Annotated in this window: 19 protein-coding genes; all 19 read right to left on the reverse strand. The window is 32.8% G+C overall.

Going from position 1 to position 16356, the window contains the following annotated elements; all coding sequences use genetic code 11:
* Nucleotides 1-26: 26 nt before the first annotated feature.
* Complete coding sequence (atpG, locus tag ACKTST_RS12055) at nucleotides 27-887, reverse strand: ATP synthase F1 subunit gamma (protein WP_408047993.1); 861 nt, start codon at nucleotides 885-887, stop codon at nucleotides 27-29.
* Between the two features lie 62 nt (nucleotides 888-949).
* Nucleotides 950-2530, reverse strand: coding sequence for a F0F1 ATP synthase subunit alpha (gene atpA / locus ACKTST_RS12060; RefSeq protein WP_408047994.1), 1581 nt, complete (start codon nucleotides 2528-2530; stop codon nucleotides 950-952).
* 21 nt (nucleotides 2531-2551) lie between these two features.
* The gene (atpH, locus tag ACKTST_RS12065) at nucleotides 2552-3109 is read right to left on the reverse strand and encodes an ATP synthase F1 subunit delta (RefSeq protein WP_408047995.1); all 558 of its coding nucleotides are present in this window, start codon (nucleotides 3107-3109) and stop codon (nucleotides 2552-2554) included.
* A gap of 7 nt (nucleotides 3110-3116) precedes the next feature.
* Nucleotides 3117-3617, reverse strand: coding sequence for a F0F1 ATP synthase subunit B (locus tag ACKTST_RS12070; protein WP_408047996.1), 501 nt, complete (start codon nucleotides 3615-3617; stop codon nucleotides 3117-3119).
* 106 nt (nucleotides 3618-3723) lie between these two features.
* A complete protein-coding gene (gene atpE, locus ACKTST_RS12075; RefSeq protein WP_004569351.1) occupies nucleotides 3724-3912 on the reverse strand; it encodes an ATP synthase F0 subunit C in 189 nt (62 codons plus the stop codon).
* Between the two features lie 39 nt (nucleotides 3913-3951).
* A complete protein-coding gene (atpB, locus tag ACKTST_RS12080; protein ID WP_408047997.1) occupies nucleotides 3952-5082 on the reverse strand; it encodes a F0F1 ATP synthase subunit A in 1131 nt (376 codons plus the stop codon).
* A 131-nt stretch (nucleotides 5083-5213) separates the two neighbouring features.
* The gene (locus ACKTST_RS12085) at nucleotides 5214-5600 is read right to left on the reverse strand and encodes a DUF6168 family protein (RefSeq protein WP_408047998.1); all 387 of its coding nucleotides are present in this window, start codon (nucleotides 5598-5600) and stop codon (nucleotides 5214-5216) included.
* Nucleotides 5593-5820 carry an AtpZ/AtpI family protein gene (locus tag ACKTST_RS12090; protein WP_408047999.1) on the reverse strand — a complete coding sequence of 76 codons (228 nt, stop codon included), beginning with the start codon at nucleotides 5818-5820 and terminating at the stop codon, nucleotides 5593-5595. Before ACKTST_RS12090 ends, ACKTST_RS12085 begins: the two co-directional genes overlap by 8 nt.
* Nucleotides 5789-6196 carry a bactofilin family protein gene (locus tag ACKTST_RS12095; protein ID WP_408048000.1) on the reverse strand — a complete coding sequence of 136 codons (408 nt, stop codon included), beginning with the start codon at nucleotides 6194-6196 and terminating at the stop codon, nucleotides 5789-5791. The genes ACKTST_RS12090 and ACKTST_RS12095 overlap by 32 nt, the downstream gene beginning before the upstream one ends.
* A gap of 21 nt (nucleotides 6197-6217) precedes the next feature.
* Nucleotides 6218-8449, reverse strand: coding sequence for a type IX secretion system periplasmic lipoprotein PorW/SprE (gene porW, locus ACKTST_RS12100; RefSeq protein ID WP_408048001.1), 2232 nt, complete (start codon nucleotides 8447-8449; stop codon nucleotides 6218-6220).
* Between the two features lie 93 nt (nucleotides 8450-8542).
* Entirely contained in the window at nucleotides 8543-9238 is a 696-nt protein-coding gene (locus ACKTST_RS12105) for an ABC transporter ATP-binding protein (protein ID WP_408048002.1), read from the reverse strand.
* A gap of 21 nt (nucleotides 9239-9259) precedes the next feature.
* Nucleotides 9260-10732 (reverse strand): DUF5687 family protein, encoded by a 1473-nt coding sequence (locus ACKTST_RS12110; protein ID WP_408048003.1) that lies wholly within the window; start codon nucleotides 10730-10732, stop codon nucleotides 9260-9262.
* A gap of 115 nt (nucleotides 10733-10847) precedes the next feature.
* Complete coding sequence (locus ACKTST_RS12115) at nucleotides 10848-11348, reverse strand: DUF1761 domain-containing protein (protein ID WP_408048004.1); 501 nt, start codon at nucleotides 11346-11348, stop codon at nucleotides 10848-10850.
* Nucleotides 11349-11442: 94 nt separating this feature from the next.
* Nucleotides 11443-12435: a DUF4837 family protein gene (locus ACKTST_RS12120; RefSeq protein WP_408048005.1), complete on the reverse strand. Its 993-nt coding sequence runs from the start codon at nucleotides 12433-12435 to the stop codon at nucleotides 11443-11445.
* Between the two features lie 12 nt (nucleotides 12436-12447).
* The gene (locus tag ACKTST_RS12125) at nucleotides 12448-13956 is read right to left on the reverse strand and encodes a lytic transglycosylase domain-containing protein (RefSeq protein ID WP_408048006.1); all 1509 of its coding nucleotides are present in this window, start codon (nucleotides 13954-13956) and stop codon (nucleotides 12448-12450) included.
* 42 nt (nucleotides 13957-13998) lie between these two features.
* On the reverse strand, nucleotides 13999-14760 hold the full coding sequence (locus ACKTST_RS12130; RefSeq protein WP_408048007.1) for an exodeoxyribonuclease III: 762 nt from the start codon (nucleotides 14758-14760) through the stop codon (nucleotides 13999-14001).
* Nucleotides 14761-14988: a hypothetical protein gene (locus ACKTST_RS12135; protein WP_408048008.1), complete on the reverse strand. Its 228-nt coding sequence runs from the start codon at nucleotides 14986-14988 to the stop codon at nucleotides 14761-14763.
* 1 nt (nucleotide 14989) lies between these two features.
* The gene (locus ACKTST_RS12140; RefSeq protein ID WP_408048009.1) at nucleotides 14990-15646 is read right to left on the reverse strand and encodes a 3-oxoacid CoA-transferase subunit B; all 657 of its coding nucleotides are present in this window, start codon (nucleotides 15644-15646) and stop codon (nucleotides 14990-14992) included.
* A 3-nt stretch (nucleotides 15647-15649) separates the two neighbouring features.
* A complete protein-coding gene (locus ACKTST_RS12145) occupies nucleotides 15650-16351 on the reverse strand; it encodes a CoA transferase subunit A (protein ID WP_408048010.1) in 702 nt (233 codons plus the stop codon).
* Between the last annotated feature and the right edge of the window lie 5 nt (nucleotides 16352-16356).

Genomic DNA, 16356 nt, shown 5'->3' on the forward strand with positions numbered 1-16356 from the left:
TTTTTTTATATAGAAAATATATTTTCTTAGTTATTCAATGCTTCTGCACCACCAACAATCTCTAAGATTTCGTTAGTAATTGCAGCTTGACGCGCTTTGTTATACGTTAATAATAAGTCATCACGTAATTCTTTTGCGTTATCAGTTGCTTTGTGCATTGCAGTCATACGCGCTCCGTGTTCGGCAGCAAATGAATCACGAATTGCTTTGTATAATTGCGTTTTTAACGACTTAGGAATTAACTCTAAGATGATTTCTTCTTTAGAAGGCTCAAAAATGTAATCTAAGTTTACATTTGCATCGCTTTCTACTGGTTGTATTGGTAAGAATTGCTCAACTTGTGGTATTTGAGTCGCTGCATTTTTAAATTGGTTGTAAATAATCTCAATCTTATCATAAGAACCATCTACAAATAATTTCATTAACTGCTCAGCAATCACTGCAACGTTATCAAAAGTTAAATCATCAAAAACGTCGTTTCTGTTTTCAATAACGGTATACTCTTTTGATAAAATATCGTTTCCTTTTTTACCAATCGTTAATAACTCTACAGCAACACCATTGTATTTTTCATTGATTGTTTTAACTGTTTCTTTAATAATAGACGAGTTAAAACCACCACATAAACCTCTGTTTGAAGTTACGCTAACCAATAAAACTTTGTTTACTTCTCTTTGGTTTGAATATACTCCACCTGCATCGCTATCTAAAGTAGCACTTAAGCTTTGTAATAATTCGGTAAGCTTAGATGAATATGGGCGCATAGCTGTAATTGCATCTTGAGCTTTTTTCAACTTAGCAGCCGACACCATTTTCATGGCAGAAGTAATCTGCATTGTTGATTTAATCGAAGTAATTCTGTTACGTATTTCTTTTAAGTTTGCCATTTACTTGAACTTAAAATTTATAAAACCCCCGTTGTTACACGGGGATGTTGTTTTTAGTATAATTAAGCTGAAAATTTAGCTGAAATTTCTTTAGCAGCATCTGTTAAAGTATCAATTACTTCATCAGTTAATTTTCCTGCTTTTAAAGTATCTAAAGTATCTCTGTGCTTAGCGTTTAAGTACTCTAAATAATCTCTTTCGAATTCTTTTACCTTGTTTACAGGTACATCTTTTAACAAGTTTTTAGAACCTGCATAAATGATAGCTACTTGATCTTCTACAGTATAAGGATCGTTTTGAGCTTGCTTTAAAATTTCAACATTACGTTGTCCTTTAGAAATTACATTCATTGTAGCAGCATCTAAATCAGAACCAAACTTAGCAAACGCTTCTAATTCACGGAACTGGGCTTGATCTAACTTTAACGTACCAGATACTTTTTTCATTGATTTAATCTGAGCAGAACCTCCTACACGTGATACCGAAATACCTACGTTAATTGCAGGACGAACCCCTGAGTTGAATAAATCAGACTCTAAGAAAATCTGTCCGTCAGTAATCGAAATTACGTTTGTTGGAATATATGCAGAAACGTCTCCAGCTTGTGTTTCAATAATTGGTAATGCAGTTAAAGATCCTCCACCTTTTACTTTACCTTTTAATGATTCTGGTAAATCGTTCATATCAGCAGCAATAGCATCATCGTTGATAACTTTTGCAGCACGCTCTAATAATCTTGAGTGTAAGTAGAATACATCCCCTGGATATGCCTCACGTCCTGGTGGTCTTCTTAATAATAAAGATACCTCACGATACGCTACTGCTTGTTTAGATAAATCATCATAAACAATTAAAGCTGGTCTACCAGTATCACGGAAATATTCTCCAATTGCAGCTCCTGCAAATGGCGCATATACCTGCATTGGTGCAGGATCAGATGCGTTTGCAGCAACTATAGTTGTATAAGCTAAGGCTCCTTTTTCTTCTAACATGTTAGCAATAGCTGCTACTGTTGAAGCTTTTTGACCAATAGCTACATAGATACAGTACACTGGCTGTCCTGCATCGTAAAATTCTTTTTGATTTAAGATCGTATCAATAGCAACAGTTGACTTACCTGTTTGACGGTCTCCAATGATTAACTCACGTTGACCACGACCAACTGGAATCATTGCATCGATAGACTTGATACCTGTTTGCATTGGCTCAGTTACAGGCTCACGGAAGATAACCCCTGGTGCTTTACGCTCTAAAGGCATTTCAAAAGTTTCACCTTCGATTGGTCCTTTACCATCAATTGGTTGCCCTAACGTATTAACAACACGTCCTACAATTCCTTCTCCAGCTTTTAAAGAAGCAATTCTTTCTGTACGTTTTACAGTAGATCCTTCTCTTACTGATGTTGAAGCTCCTAATAATACAACCCCCGCATTGTCTTCCTCTAAGTTTAATACGATACCTTCTAATCCGTTATCGAATTCAACTAATTCACCATATTGTACGTTAGATAAACCGTAAACACGTGCAATACCATCACCTACTTGTAATACTGTCCCTACTTCGTTTAATGAAGCTTTAGACTCAAAATTTGTTAATTGTTCCTTTAAAATTGCTGATACTTCAGCTGGTTTAATTGCTGCCATCTTATTTCTTTTGATGTATAATTAAATTTTTGGAATGTAATGACTGTTGTCAAACTCTCTCCTTAACTCATTAAATTGGTTAGAGATACTTGCATCGTACTGCACGTCTCCAACACGTAAGATAAATCCTCCTAAAATATCTGGATTTACTATGTTTTCTATACTAGCATTGTTACCTGTTAACGCAACAATTTTTGCTTGTATTTTATCTTCTAACTCTTTTGATAAAGCTACTGCAGTAGTAACTTTAGCAACTTGCATGCTCTTATGATAATCATAAATAATAGAGTATTGCTTTGCAACAGACTCTAACATAATCATACGCTTATTTTCCTCTAATAAGTTAAATAACCCTTTAACAATGTTATCTACTTTATCACCAAAAAGTGCAGCTAAAACTTTACGCTTATCTGCAGCTTTTATGATAGGACTTTTAAGCATCGCATCTAAATCAGCGCTTTCTGCAATAGTACTTACGATTGACTTCATGTTATCGTTTACTAAAGACTCGTTTCCTGATTCTTTAGCTAAGTTTAAAATTGCTTTTGCGTAACGTAATGCTGGTTTTGCTTCTTTCATCTACTGATTAGTTTAAAGTAACCTCTTCTAACATTCCTTCAACAAGCTTTAATTGATCGTCTTGTGAAGCTAATTCTTTCTTTACAACTGTTTCAGCAATACCGATTGATAAATCAGCTACTTTTTTCTTTAATTCTGCTACAGCTGCTTGTTGCTCTTGCTTAATTGTTGCTTTAGCGTTTTCAATCATAATAGAAGCTTGCTCTTGCGCCTCTTCTTTAGCTTCAGCAATAATGTTATCTTTAATTTCACGAGCTTCTTTCATCATTGCATCTCTTTCAGCACGTGCTTCTTTTAACAATCTATCGTTATCAGCTTGTAGATTTTGCATTTCTTTCTTTGCTTCTTCAGCAGCATCTAATGCATTTTGAATACCTTCTTCTCTCTCGCTTAAAGAGTTTAAAATTGGTTTCCAAGCAAACTTTGCTAATAAAAATAATAATACTAAAAGGATTACCATTTGCATGATAAACAACCCTGGAGAAAAATCATTTAATAACTGATCCATTATATATCTAATTTATTCTTTTAAAAATCTTTTTGTTTAATTTGAAAACATTTCCTGTAACCAACCGTTACAGGAAAATGTTTTACTGTTTTTGTTTCTTGGGAGATTATTTTCCTAAGATTAAAGCACCGAATGCTAAACCTTCTAATAATGCTCCGATGATGATCATCGCTGTTTGGATTTTACCAGCAGCCTCAGGTTGACGAGCAATTCCTTCCATTGCTTTTCCACCGATTTGACCTAATCCGATTCCTCCACCGATTACGATTAATCCTGCTCCAATTAAATTGTACATACTAATTGATTTATATAATTAAACAAATTCTTATTCTAATTAATGTGCATGATCGTGTTCATGCTCTTCTACTGCCATACCAATAAATAAGGCAGATAACATTGTAAAGATAAACGCTTGTAAAAACGCTACTAAAATTTCGATTACCGAAATAAACAATGCTAATATTAATGAAATACTTGTTGAACCAACTGCTCCGAATTGATTCTTTAGTGTAATCATTAAAGCTATTAAACTCATTACTACGAAGTGACCCGCTGTAATGTTTGCAAACAAACGTACTAATAACGAGAAAGGCTTAATTAAAACAAACCCTATCAATTCGATAATTGCTAATACTGGTCTTAATATTACAGGCACCCCAGGCATCCATAATGTGTGCGCCCAAAAATCTTTACTACCATTAGTTAAATAGATTACAGCAGTAAACAATGCTAAACATACTGTTACAGCAATTTGACCTGTTACGTTAAAACCAATTGGAGTTAACCCTAACAAGTTTAATATCCAAATAAAGAAGAACACCGTTAATAAATATGGCATAAACTTCTTATATTTTTTCTCTCCAATATTTGGTTTTGCAATCTCGTCTCTTACATATAACACTAAAGGCTCTAATACACGACCAACTCCTGTTGGTATAGCCCCTTTCTTATATCCTCTAGCTAAAGAACTAAAACCTAAAAAGATTAATAGTCCAGCTAACAACATTCCGAAAACACTCTTAGTAATAGAAAAGTCTAATACTTTATGTGCATTTGTTGCATGGTGTGTTTCATCAAAAGAAACCTCAGTAGCCCCTTCGTTTAATTCGTAAATCTTACTGTGAATCTTAACTAATTTAACATCTCCTTTATCAACAATCACATGTCCATCATCATTATGATGAAAAGCAGAAGACATAAACGTCTTTAACCCTTTGCTCGTCCAAACAATAACTGGTAACGGAAACCCAACGTGTTTACGCTCACCTGCATCGTTAGTGTACGAATACAAAGCAAAATCGTGCGAATCTGCTAAGTGATGTTTAATATATGCGTTAATTTGTTCTGGTGTATTAACTTGCCCTCCTTTTTCTGAAGAACCACCACCTCCTGCAAATGCAGTGAACGAAGAAAATACTATTGCTAGTACTGTTAAAAACTTGATAGATTTTTTTGCTATCATCATACCTTTACTAAATATAGATTTATGCTCTCTAAATTTCCGTGCAAAGGTACACAATTAATTAAAACTACAAACCCTTTTTTTATCTTAGTTTTTTAGGGTGATTTTTTTGCAGTTTTTTGAAGTCTTTTTTTCTAAAACTGTTTGTTATTCAACAGTTTTGATACCGCTATGGCTTCGGTAATTAAAAATAAGAATAACGGAATTACCAAAGATATTCTTTCTGGTTTTGTAAGTTCTTCATTTGCAAATATTGATGCCTGAAAAATTAAAACGAAGAATCCTATTTTTAAAAATATAGATGCTAAATACGCATATCCAGCTTGGTTTGGTATTTTTGCTGCAACCAATTCTACAATACCATATACTATTATTGCCGAAATTACATGAAAACCATATACCCCTAACAAAGAAAATGACACACTTATTTCTTTTGATTGTAAAATGAAATCATGTGAAAAGAAGCTAATTACAAATAATAGTAAAACAGCTATTAAAAAGAATAAAATACGCTTAATCATCTTGTGTAAGTTTTGTTACTTGTATTATTACGGATAGCATCGCTCCGAAAACCGCCACAAGTGTACAAATTTTTGTGTAAAGTTGATTATCGTTTGGGTATTTTTGATCTAACCATTCACCTAGTAAACTACCTAAGTAAATGGTTAAACCCATTTGAAGTGCGATTCCTGAGAATCGTATGTATTTGTTAAGCGGTTTTTTCTTTGAGTCCTTGCTCATTTTTATTTAATTCTTTTACCGCTCCTTTCATTGCACATGTTGCATTAAACGCTGCTCCTGGTTCAACCGAAAGTTTACCAATAACAACATCACCATTAATATTTGCTGATGATTTTACAGTTAATGTATTTGCTACTAATAACTCTCCTGAAAATTTACCTTCAACATCTGCATTGGTACATTCTACCTTACCATTTACAAAACCTGAACCTCCAATAATTACTCTACCGTTGGTTACTATGTTTCCTTCAATGGTTCCGTCAATTCTAAAATCTCCTTCAGAAACTATTTCTCCGGTTATTTTAGTGTTTTTCCCAATAACATTCCTTTCTGCTACTGTGTTCTCGCCTGCTTTTTTACTTTCTTTACCAAACATATTCGGGGAATTTAAAGATGTTTATGTTTTATTTAATCGTTCTATTATTTCTTTTGCTTTTTTTCCTTCTTCGGTAGTTGCATAACTAACCGCAACAAACTCTAACGCTTTCTTATACGTTTCTTTATCTTTGTATTTACCTATAGCTAAGGCTTTTAGGAGAGCGAATTTAGGAATTAAATTTGAATTTTTCATGCTTGATGAGAAATTATCTACCTCAGTAACAGCCTCTTCAAATTTATTTTCTTTGTACAAGTAATAAATCTCTTTATACTTATTTAAAATTTCGTCTTCTTTTTTACCTTCTTCTAGTTTCGCATCTGGGTTTGCGATTATCTGAGCAAAACTAGTGTCTGAGTATTTCTGTAAAATGATGTTTTTATATTCATTAGCTTTCGCAATATCACCTTGACCTTTATAAATTTGATATAAATGATAGCTTATTGGCAATTCCAATTCATCATCTGTAGCAACTGCTTTTAAACGTTCTAAGTTTTTAATAGCTAATGCATGATTGGTAAACTGCTCTTTATAGATCAATCCTAATTGATAAAGTGCATCGTTACGCTCGCGAACTAAATCGGCAATTACTTTTTCATCTGTAGGAATAGCATCTAGGTATGTTGACAATTCATAACGAGCATTTGCTTTGGTGTCTTGAGCACTAGCCAACGTATTATCTGTAGCACTAATTGTTTTATCAGACAATCGCCAGTTATCTTCTAACGGACGAGTTCCCCATCTTTTTTGGAACTCACCTCTACCCAATGCTAAAGCCTGAGTATTGTAAAAATACCATTTACCTCTATTTGAATTGTTGTTTATTGAAGCGCCACCACCAAAGCTATTTCCAAAGTTTTGAGCATTCAAAATTAATTGTCTTTGTGCTTCGTCTTCTTTTTTAATTTTTTCAATATAAGCTTCAAAATAAGAATTTCTTTCATTTGGAGTCATCGCTACTAACTGAAGAATACTATCGTTGTTTTTTACAGTTTCTTCATATTTTCTTAGTGTAGCTAATCCTTTATTTTTTCTTTTAATTCTTCGGATTCTTTTTTCCTGATCAAACTCTTTTGTAACCATCTGCATAACACTGTCGTAATACGAACCAGCTAACAGGTAATCTTCTTTTTGAAAAGCCATATCTGCCAAACGCTCGTAAGCATACGTTTTTTGATAATTGTTATTATGCTTTGCTACTAATGATTTTTTATAATAATCTGCTGCTTTTTCAGGATTGTTTCTTCCTTCTTCTAAAACTCCTGCTTGATAGTATAGTGCATTTAAAAACTTTCGGTTATCGGTATTTTTTATAAGCTTTTTTAATCGAGCTAACACCACGATGGAGGCAGAATCATTCGGCGTGTTTTTCGCATATTCAATATCGGCTCTAATACGAAACCTGTGTGGTAGTTTTTTGCTTTCAGCTAACTTTCTAAACACCATACGAGCAGAATCTTTCCTATCTAACTCACTATAAATTTGCCCTAAAACAAACATGTTTCGAGCCGTTTGCTCTTTGTTATATTTTGTTCGAGTAGCTAATTTTAGATTATCAATTACTTTCTGAATCGTATCAGTTTGCTCATATGCCATTGCCATGGCTGTATAAGCTTGCTCTTGTGTAGATTTATCTATTTTTTCAGTTTCATCCAAGACATCTAACAGTAACTTTAACGTTTCAATAGCACGTTTTTCGTTACCTAAACGGATGTTTGTCTTAGCTCTCCAAATTTTTGTTTCGTAGTTTAAATTTGCCTTCGGATAGTTTACAATTACATAGTTAAATGCTTCCAACGCAGGAATAAAACGCTGTGTATAGTATCTCGACTTCCCTAATAAAAAATACGCATCGTCTATTTGGCTATTTCTTTCATAGCCATTAATATTCATAGAATGAACCTGAATAGCTTTTACAGCTTTTTCTTCTGCTTTATCAAAAGGAGTTAAGTTTTCTTCCTTTTCTTCCTCATTTTCGTTAAAACCAGTTCCTGGAGATAATACTTTAGTAGTTATTTGGCTTTCATCAAACGTTATTGGTTCTATTTGAATTCGTTTCCAAAAATTATCTTCATGCTTATCTTCAATTTCTTTTAAACCTTGTAAATAAGCCTGTTCTCCATTAAAAAGCACGTTGTATTTAGTGGTTACAGCATGGTAACTTCTATTTAAAAAAGCGTCTTTTTTTACACTACACGAATAAGCGATAGCTGCTAAAACACTGAATACGATTATTTTGCCCCCTTTGTTCATAAAATAAAGCTTTACTGTACAACAACGCTATAATTGTGCTTTTTGTACGTAAGAAGGTAAAAATAATAATTATAAGGTGATTTTAACCCAGTTTTATGCAGAAAAATAGCTTTCTAACTCTTGTAATGTTTCTTGTGATGTATGAATATCTTTTACTAAAGTTCCTTTATCTAACACAACTATACGTTCACAAACCTCAGTTACATGGCTTAAATCGTGACTAGAAACAAGTATCGTAGTTTCTTTATTTTCAGTTAGTTTTTTTATCAACTGTTTTAATCGGATTTGTGTAGTTGGATCTAAATTAGCAAAAGGCTCGTCTAAAATAACTACTTGCGGATTACCCATCATAGCAGCTACAATTCCTACTTTCTTTTGGTTTCCTTTACTTAAACTTCGTAAGTATTTTTTCTTTCCTAAAATTTCGTCGTTAAAAAACTCGTTAAACTGACTTAAAAAATCTTGGATATCAGCTTTATTCATTCCTCTTAAATCACCCACGAAATCAAAATATTCTTCAGGAGTTAAGTATCCTATCAAAAAAGATTCATCAATAAACGATCCTGTAAACGTTTTCCAATCTTCACTTTTATTAACCACTACTTGATTGTTTACTATCTCGCCAGTAGTTGGTCGAATTAAATCTAGCAACAAGTTAAATAATGTTGTTTTTCCTGCTCCGTTGTTCCCTACCAATCCGAAAGATTGACCGCTAGGAATTTCTATACTTTCAAGGTTTAAAACCTGAGTTGATCCGTAAGTTTTTGAAATATTTTGTATTGAAATCATTGTTCGTTTTTTTAAGGTTGGTTACGATTTTTGGCTGAATGCATGTATTGCTGCATACTTGTTTTTAATGTATCTTTTTTCAATCAGATTCATAAAATAGTTTTTAAATGCAAGAGCTAAAATTCCTACTACTGCTATAGCTAAAACTCCTGCGTTAAAACTTATAAACTTGTTAAAAACCCAAAACAAAAGCATTGGTACTCCCATTATTGGAATGATAATTAAAAATTGTGTTGCACTTGTACCTTGATAATTACTAAAACCGCTTTTGTTTAAATCGATTCGTTTTTTATTAAAAGATCCTGCAAACAGTAAAAACAGTGAGTTAAATCCAATATTAAAAATTGCACCAGCAGTAATCATTAAGAAAATGTCCAATCCGTAGAAATAGATATATGGGATACTTAACAAGTACAATCCTACTGAAACTACCACCATTAAATACCATTTACTTTCTAAGAATTTTCGGTAACGGATATTTTGACTCATTATCATATTGTAATATTCGCTATCCCAAGCCGGAATAAACTGACCATAATTAAGTGTAAACCCTCCTGTAACAAATATGGCAGCAAACACTAAAAATGCTGGCATTTTTTCCCTGTAAGTTTCTTCTCCAAAGAAAATAGCTCCATAAAACAAAAATAGAAATGACATGAAGAACACAGTTTTAGTTCTCTTGTTTCTCCAAATCTGACGAATATCATTTTTTATAAAAGGCGCTACATCTCCTAATCTATCAACAAACGATAAATCTGCAGAATCAGCAACTTCTTCTTTACTTTTTATAGCATCATCTAAATATACTTTATTGCGTAATAATTTAAAGTTCGCATAATACAATCCTACTAATGCTACTACTCCTAAAAATGATAAAACTGGATTGTTATATACCGATTGAAAAACAGGCGCAAAAACTTCAGTAATACTAAATATTTCATATTTGTTTACTAAAAACAATGCTGCTAATAGAGCAACCATTACCCCTAAAGCGTAATTATTTTTATTGATTAAGAAGTTTATATAATTAGCGCTTAACACTAGTGTAAACATTAAAAACAACCAACCTAAAACACCTAAAACATCATAACCTTGACCTATTAGCACCACAGAAAATGGCACAAAGAAAAACATCGACATGAAGTTGAAAAATGAAAATGCTGATTTACCCAACACAAAATGTACGAGCTTCTCTTTCTTTACTGGTAAATTAAGAAATGGTTTAATGTTTAAAACCGGTAATTTTTGCATTAAATAACGGAAAATTAAATCTGCTATGAATATGAAAATCATTATTCCGTTTACAAAAAATAGTGGGTCGGTATTTGGAAATTTATCTTCAATAATAAAATACGCTCCTATACCTATCATTAAAAATGAGGCTAACATATATAATGCGAAAAATCCCATGATAATTTTAAGCGCAATACTTTTTCCAAAATAAGAAGAACGGAAAAATTGCTTCCATTCTAAATTTAAAAAATGTGTAATCATTTGGTTACTTCATTTGGTTGATTGTTTTATATGTCTTTTCTAAATGAATTTTGTTACATAAAAAAAGCATCAATTTTAAAATTGATGCTTTTTAATATTCTTTTATTCTAAAGTTTTATGCCCACTGACAGATTATTCCTCCCATTAGCGCTAAGGTAACAGTCCAATATCCAACGTTTATAAAAATGTATTTAAATGATTTTCTTTCAAACAATGCTTTTGTACCTATGATTGGCAACACAAAAAATAATCCTGTAATTACACCATGTAAAGTACCGTGTTTAAACGTTCTGAAACGATCTCCAAAATTAGCTACAAACTCTTGAAAATAGGCATAGGCACCACCTGACCCATTTAAAAACTCAGGTTCTCCTGCTAGTGTTTGAAAAACACCAAATTGATGGATAACTAAAAACTGCATAAAAAAAGCAATCATAAAGCTAAACACAAAGCTTAATCCGAAAATTAGCAACATGTTACCTCCTTCAATATCTTTTTGGGTAAAATTCATTTCTTTCATCCATGCTTTTTGAAAGAGCATTGGTCCGTACCAAAGAAATCCCATTACCATAGGTACAAAAGCGGCACCTAAAATTGCTAAATAATTTGTTTCCATAAGTTATAAGTTTATAGTTAATGTACTCAAATATAACAAAAAAAGCATCAGTTTAAAACTGATGCTTTAACATTAACCACTAAAAAACAGTGACTTAATTTATTTTTAATGATTTTGCTATAGCTTCAAGCTCAAAAACAAAATCTCTCTTATTAACAGATGGAGCATAGGTAAATCCTTCAAAAACCAATACTCTATTATTTTCTTTGTCAATTATAGAGTAGTTAATAAAAGGACCCGCCATAAAATCGTTTTTAACTTCCCATTTACCACGAGTTTCGTATGTTTTTTTACCGTCAATTTCTGCATCGTACGTAAATGGTGTGTAGGCTTGCTCGGTAATCATATACATTCCTTCTTTGCTTCCAGGGATGTACTTTTCACCGATAACATCTCTCATTGTTGTAATGTTATCTGCAACCTTACTTTCATCTTCTAAAGGATAACTATATACTAAGATATTATTAGTTCCATCACCTCTCGCAATTCCGCTTTTTAAATGTTGACGCAGCCATAAAAACTCGCCATTATCTTCAACTAAATTAAATCGTTTCGGGATAGTTAAGCTAATTCCTAAATTTTTGATTGTTTTAAATTTAGTTTCATCAATTTTTTCTTTTTTAAAGATGTTTTGAGCAAACTTTATGTCTTCATCTTTAAATAGTTGGATAATTTCTTTTCCTCTATTACGAATTAAGTTTACAAGTCCGTCTTTACCTTTAGCTGTTGCGTAAACTAATATTTGAGGACTCGCATATTTGTTTTTTTCAACTGCAATTTTTTCTTGTTCACCTTCTCTAATAATTAAAACAGCCTTACTATTTCTTACAAATCCTTTATATCCTACAGGATCAATTTGACTAACCGATAATAAGGTTTCTGGTTGTGGTAACCCAACTTGATGTTCGCCGAAAACAGTTCTAATTTCATCTCCTATTTTTCCTTCCCAATCATTTCCTTTCATAACCACCAATATTTTATTGGTGTTTCCTGTTGATGTTGGCAACACATAATTGCTTTTACCTCCCTCTGTTTTACATGAAATGGATATAAAAATTAGAGCAAATAATACTATTAGTTTGTTCATAGTTTGTGGTGTTTAGCTTTTAAAAATTTTAAGTTTCATTCCTGGTTTTAGACTTTTAGCACTCCAAATATTGTTCCATTGTTTAATTTCTTCGATAGAAACTGCTGGATATTTTTTTGAAATCGTCCATAAAGAATCTCCTTCTTTAACCACATACACTTCATGTTTACCTTTTGGGGTTTTATGAGTTTTCTTTGAAACTTCTTTCGGAATTGCCATCTTTTTAGGATAAATACTTAATCGTTGTCCTATTTTAAGATGATGTGAGCGTAAACCATTCCATCGTTTAATATCACTTACTCGCACTCCGAACTTATTCGCTATTTTACCTAAATAATCGCCATTTCGCACCTTGTATCGAATGCGTTTGTCCATTTCGAAATACTTAGGTAATGGTTTTTCTCTTTTGGCATCATCTTCATTAGCTAACGTATAAATTTCTTCCTCTTTTTCTAAGAAATCTATCATATCTCTTCTAGGTAATCGAACAGCGTAATTTTTGTCTTTAACATACGGAATGATGTCTAATTTATACGACGGATTTAAAAACGACAACAATTCGGTATCAATTCCTGTTTTTTCTGAAACCTGATCAAAACTGATGGTTCTTTTTACACGAACGGTATCTGTTTCAAAATGAAAAATTTTCGGAGATTCAGGATACAAATCGTGTTTATCAGCATATTCAAAAATATACATGGTTGCGTAAAATGCTGGAACATACCCTGCGGTTTCTTGTGGTAAAAACGGACGAATATTCCAATAATTTTTATACCCTCCTGAACGTTTTATCGCTTTCGAAACATTTCCTGGTCCCGAATTATAGGCTGCTAAAGCTAAATCCCAATCACCAAAAATTTTATATAACTGACTTAAATATTTACACGCTGCTTTGGTAGATTTTACAGGATCTTGACGCTCATCTACATACGAATTCACTTTTAAATTAAACTGTACTCCAGTACCGTACATAAATTGCCATAAACCTGTAGCTCCTACTCTAGATCGTGCATCTGGACGAAGTGCTGATTCTACGATAGCCAAATATTTCATTTCTAACGGAATGTCATATTGATCTAGGTATTGTTCAAACATTGGAAAGTAATATTTAGCTCTTGCCATTAATGCTGGATAATACTTTTTACGGTACTTTAAATAGCTATTAATTACTTTTTCTAACGCAGGATTATATTCTAGATGAAAAGGTGTTTTTAAGTTTAACTCTCGTAAGCGTTTTTTTAATAATTCCGAAGTTAAAATAGTAGTTGTATTTCCTAAAATATCTTTGTCGTTGATTACATATTGAATACTATCGAACAAAGAGGAATTAAATTTTTCTTCAATCAATAAACTATCAATCATTTTTAAATCTTCGGTAGAAAACAACTCTTGTGTTTGAGGAATTGAATCGTTAATTGCAAAGTTTACTGCAACGCTATCTTTAGCCACTAAAAGACTATCAACTGGTTGTTGTGCAATGATTGAGGTTGAAAAAAGCAGTAGTGTTAGTAATTTCTTCATGTATATACTTTTTAAAATGTAAAAAAGTATGGTTTGGTTGATTTATAAATTTAGCTCTACAGCAATAGGGCAATGGTCTGAATGCTTTGCTTCTGGCAATATATAGGCTCTCGAGATCTTGTCTTTTAACGGTTCAGCCACCATTGCATAATCTAATCGCCACCCTTTGTTATTAGCTCTTGCGTTTGCACGGTAACTCCACCATGAATATTCTTGTTTTTCTGGATGTAAATGACGGAAACTATCTATAAATCCGCTATTAATAAAATTTCCTAACCATTCGCGTTCTTCAGGTAAAAAACCAGAAACTCCTTTCATTTTAGGGTTGTGAATATCTATTTCTTCATGACAAATATTGTAATCTCCACAAATAATTAAGTTCGGAATTGTTTTTCTAAGTTCGGTAGCATATTCTAAAATTTCATCCATGTACTTAAACTTAAAATCCAATCGATCATCGTTAGTTCCAGAAGGTAAGTACATGCTCATGATAGAAACCTCATCAAAATCTACTCGAAGGTTTCTACCTTCAAAATCCATAGATTCTATTCCTGTTCCGTACTCTATATGATTAGGCTCTTCTTTACAGAAAACAGCTACTGATGAGTATCCTTTCTTTTCAGCTGAAAACCAATAATGATATGGATATCCTGCGTTTTCAAATTCAGAAAGATCTAATTGTTCTTTATGAGCTTTGGTTTCTTGAATACAAATTACATCAGGATTTGCAGCTTGTAACCACTCAATAAATCCTTTTTTTAAAGCTGCACGTATTCCGTTAACGTTGTATGATATTATTTTCATTTAATCTAAAATGATCGGTTCTTTTAGAAAAAACCAAGTAACTTGAGTTTTTTCGCCTTCTTTAGTTTGAATTTTTTTCTTTCTAGGTGAAAGAAGCATACCTATAGGGATTAATATAATTAATCTAATAAGGAAATTATCAACATTGAAAAGTTTGTCTAAAATGGCACTTCCAATAAAAACAATTAAGAAGATTACTATAAAACTATTTTTAGCTAAAAACTTCATATTATATATCCATTTCAGGAATTTCTCCATTCACCACTAAACCTCCTTCTGTAGCTGCTTGAATTTCTTCTACAGAAACCCCAGGAGCTCTTTCTAATAAATGGAAAGCGTTGTCTTTAATTTCTAACACCGCTAAGTTGGTAACAATTTTGGTTACACAACCCACACCAGTTAACGGTAACGAACATTCTTTTAATAATTTAGACTCCCCACGTTTGTTGGTGTGCATCATTGCAACAATAATGTTATCTGCAGAAGCTACTAAATCCATCGCTCCTCCCATACCTTTTACCATTTTTCCAGGGATTTTCCAGTTGGCAATATCTCCGTTTTGAGCCACTTCCATCGCTCCTAAAACAGTTAATTGTACATGTTGTCCACGAATCATTGAAAAACTTGTAGCAGAATCAAAAATAGATCCTCCATCTAACACCGTAACGGTTTGTTTTCCTGCGTTGATTAAATCGGCATCTTCGGTTCCTTCAATTGGAAATGGTCCCATACCTAACAATCCGTTTTCAGATTGAAACTCAACTTCAATTCCTTCAGGAATATAGTTTGCAACTAATGTTGGTATTCCAATTCCTAAATTAACATACCATTTATTTTGTAATTCTTTAGCTATTCTTTGTGCTATTTGCTCTTTACTTAATGCCATGATTTACGATTTAGGAGTTACTGTTCGTTGTTCAATTCTCTTTTCATATTTCTCTCCTTGAAAAATACGTTGCACAAAAATTCCTGGAATGTGAATTTGATTCGGATCTAACTCCCCCGCAGGAACCAATTCTTCTACTTCAGCAACCGTGATTTTTGAAGCTCCACACATATTTGGATTGAAATTACGTGCAGTTCCTTTAAAAATTAAGTTACCTGCTGTATCTCCTTTCCAAGCTTTTACAAACGAAAAATCTGATTTAAACGCTGGCTCTAATACATACATTTTTCCGTCGAACTCACGAGTTTCTTTTCCTTCGGCTACTTCGGTACCATAACCTGCTGGTGTATAAAATGCAGGAAAACCTGCTTGTGCAGCTCTACATTTTTCTGCCAACGTTCCTTGAGGAGTTAGCTCTACTTCTAACTCACCCGATAACATTTGACGTTCAAATTCATCGTTTTCTCCTACATAAGAAGAAACCATTTTTTTGATTTGTTTGTTTTGTAATAATAACCCCAAACCAAAATCGTCTACACCTGCATTATTTGAAATACAGGTAACGTCTTTTATTCCTAAACGCACCAATTCAGCAATGGCGTTTTCTGGAATTCCGCAAAGACCAAAACCACCTAACATAAAGGTCATTCCGTCTTTAACGCCAGCTACTGCTTCTTGTACGTTGTTTACTTTTTTATTAATCATTGTTA

This window comes from Tenacibaculum crassostreae, assembly GCF_964512405.1.
In the GTDB taxonomy this organism is placed as follows: domain Bacteria; phylum Bacteroidota; class Bacteroidia; order Flavobacteriales; family Flavobacteriaceae; genus Polaribacter; species Polaribacter crassostreae.

Coding starts and splice junctions, on each gene's coding strand:
- ACKTST_RS12120 (WP_408048005.1), bottom strand. CDS start 12,435: ATGAACAAACTAATAGTATTATTTGCTCTAATTTTTATATCCATTTCA.
- ACKTST_RS12095 (WP_408048000.1), bottom strand. CDS start 6,196: ATGTTTGGTAAAGAAAGTAAAAAAGCAGGCGAGAACACAGTAGCAGAA.
- ACKTST_RS12135 (WP_408048008.1), bottom strand. CDS start 14,988: ATGAAGTTTTTAGCTAAAAATAGTTTTATAGTAATCTTCTTAATTGTT.
- ACKTST_RS12145 (WP_408048010.1), bottom strand. CDS start 16,351: ATGATTAATAAAAAAGTAAACAACGTACAAGAAGCAGTAGCTGGCGTT.
- atpE (WP_004569351.1), bottom strand. CDS start 3,912: ATGTACAATTTAATTGGAGCAGGATTAATCGTAATCGGTGGAGGAATC.
- ACKTST_RS12105 (WP_408048002.1), bottom strand. CDS start 9,238: ATGATTTCAATACAAAATATTTCAAAAACTTACGGATCAACTCAGGTT.
- ACKTST_RS12115 (WP_408048004.1), bottom strand. CDS start 11,348: ATGGAAACAAATTATTTAGCAATTTTAGGTGCCGCTTTTGTACCTATG.
- atpB (WP_408047997.1), bottom strand. CDS start 5,082: ATGATGATAGCAAAAAAATCTATCAAGTTTTTAACAGTACTAGCAATA.
- porW (WP_408048001.1), bottom strand. CDS start 8,449: ATGAACAAAGGGGGCAAAATAATCGTATTCAGTGTTTTAGCAGCTATC.
- ACKTST_RS12070 (WP_408047996.1), bottom strand. CDS start 3,617: ATGGATCAGTTATTAAATGATTTTTCTCCAGGGTTGTTTATCATGCAA.
- ACKTST_RS12110 (WP_408048003.1), bottom strand. CDS start 10,732: ATGATTACACATTTTTTAAATTTAGAATGGAAGCAATTTTTCCGTTCT.
- ACKTST_RS12125 (WP_408048006.1), bottom strand. CDS start 13,956: ATGAAGAAATTACTAACACTACTGCTTTTTTCAACCTCAATCATTGCA.
- ACKTST_RS12090 (WP_408047999.1), bottom strand. CDS start 5,820: ATGAGCAAGGACTCAAAGAAAAAACCGCTTAACAAATACATACGATTC.
- atpH (WP_408047995.1), bottom strand. CDS start 3,109: ATGAAAGAAGCAAAACCAGCATTACGTTACGCAAAAGCAATTTTAAAC.
- ACKTST_RS12085 (WP_408047998.1), bottom strand. CDS start 5,600: ATGATTAAGCGTATTTTATTCTTTTTAATAGCTGTTTTACTATTATTT.
- ACKTST_RS12130 (WP_408048007.1), bottom strand. CDS start 14,760: ATGAAAATAATATCATACAACGTTAACGGAATACGTGCAGCTTTAAAA.
- atpA (WP_408047994.1), bottom strand. CDS start 2,530: ATGGCAGCAATTAAACCAGCTGAAGTATCAGCAATTTTAAAGGAACAA.
- atpG (WP_408047993.1), bottom strand. CDS start 887: ATGGCAAACTTAAAAGAAATACGTAACAGAATTACTTCGATTAAATCA.
- ACKTST_RS12140 (WP_408048009.1), bottom strand. CDS start 15,646: ATGGCATTAAGTAAAGAGCAAATAGCACAAAGAATAGCTAAAGAATTA.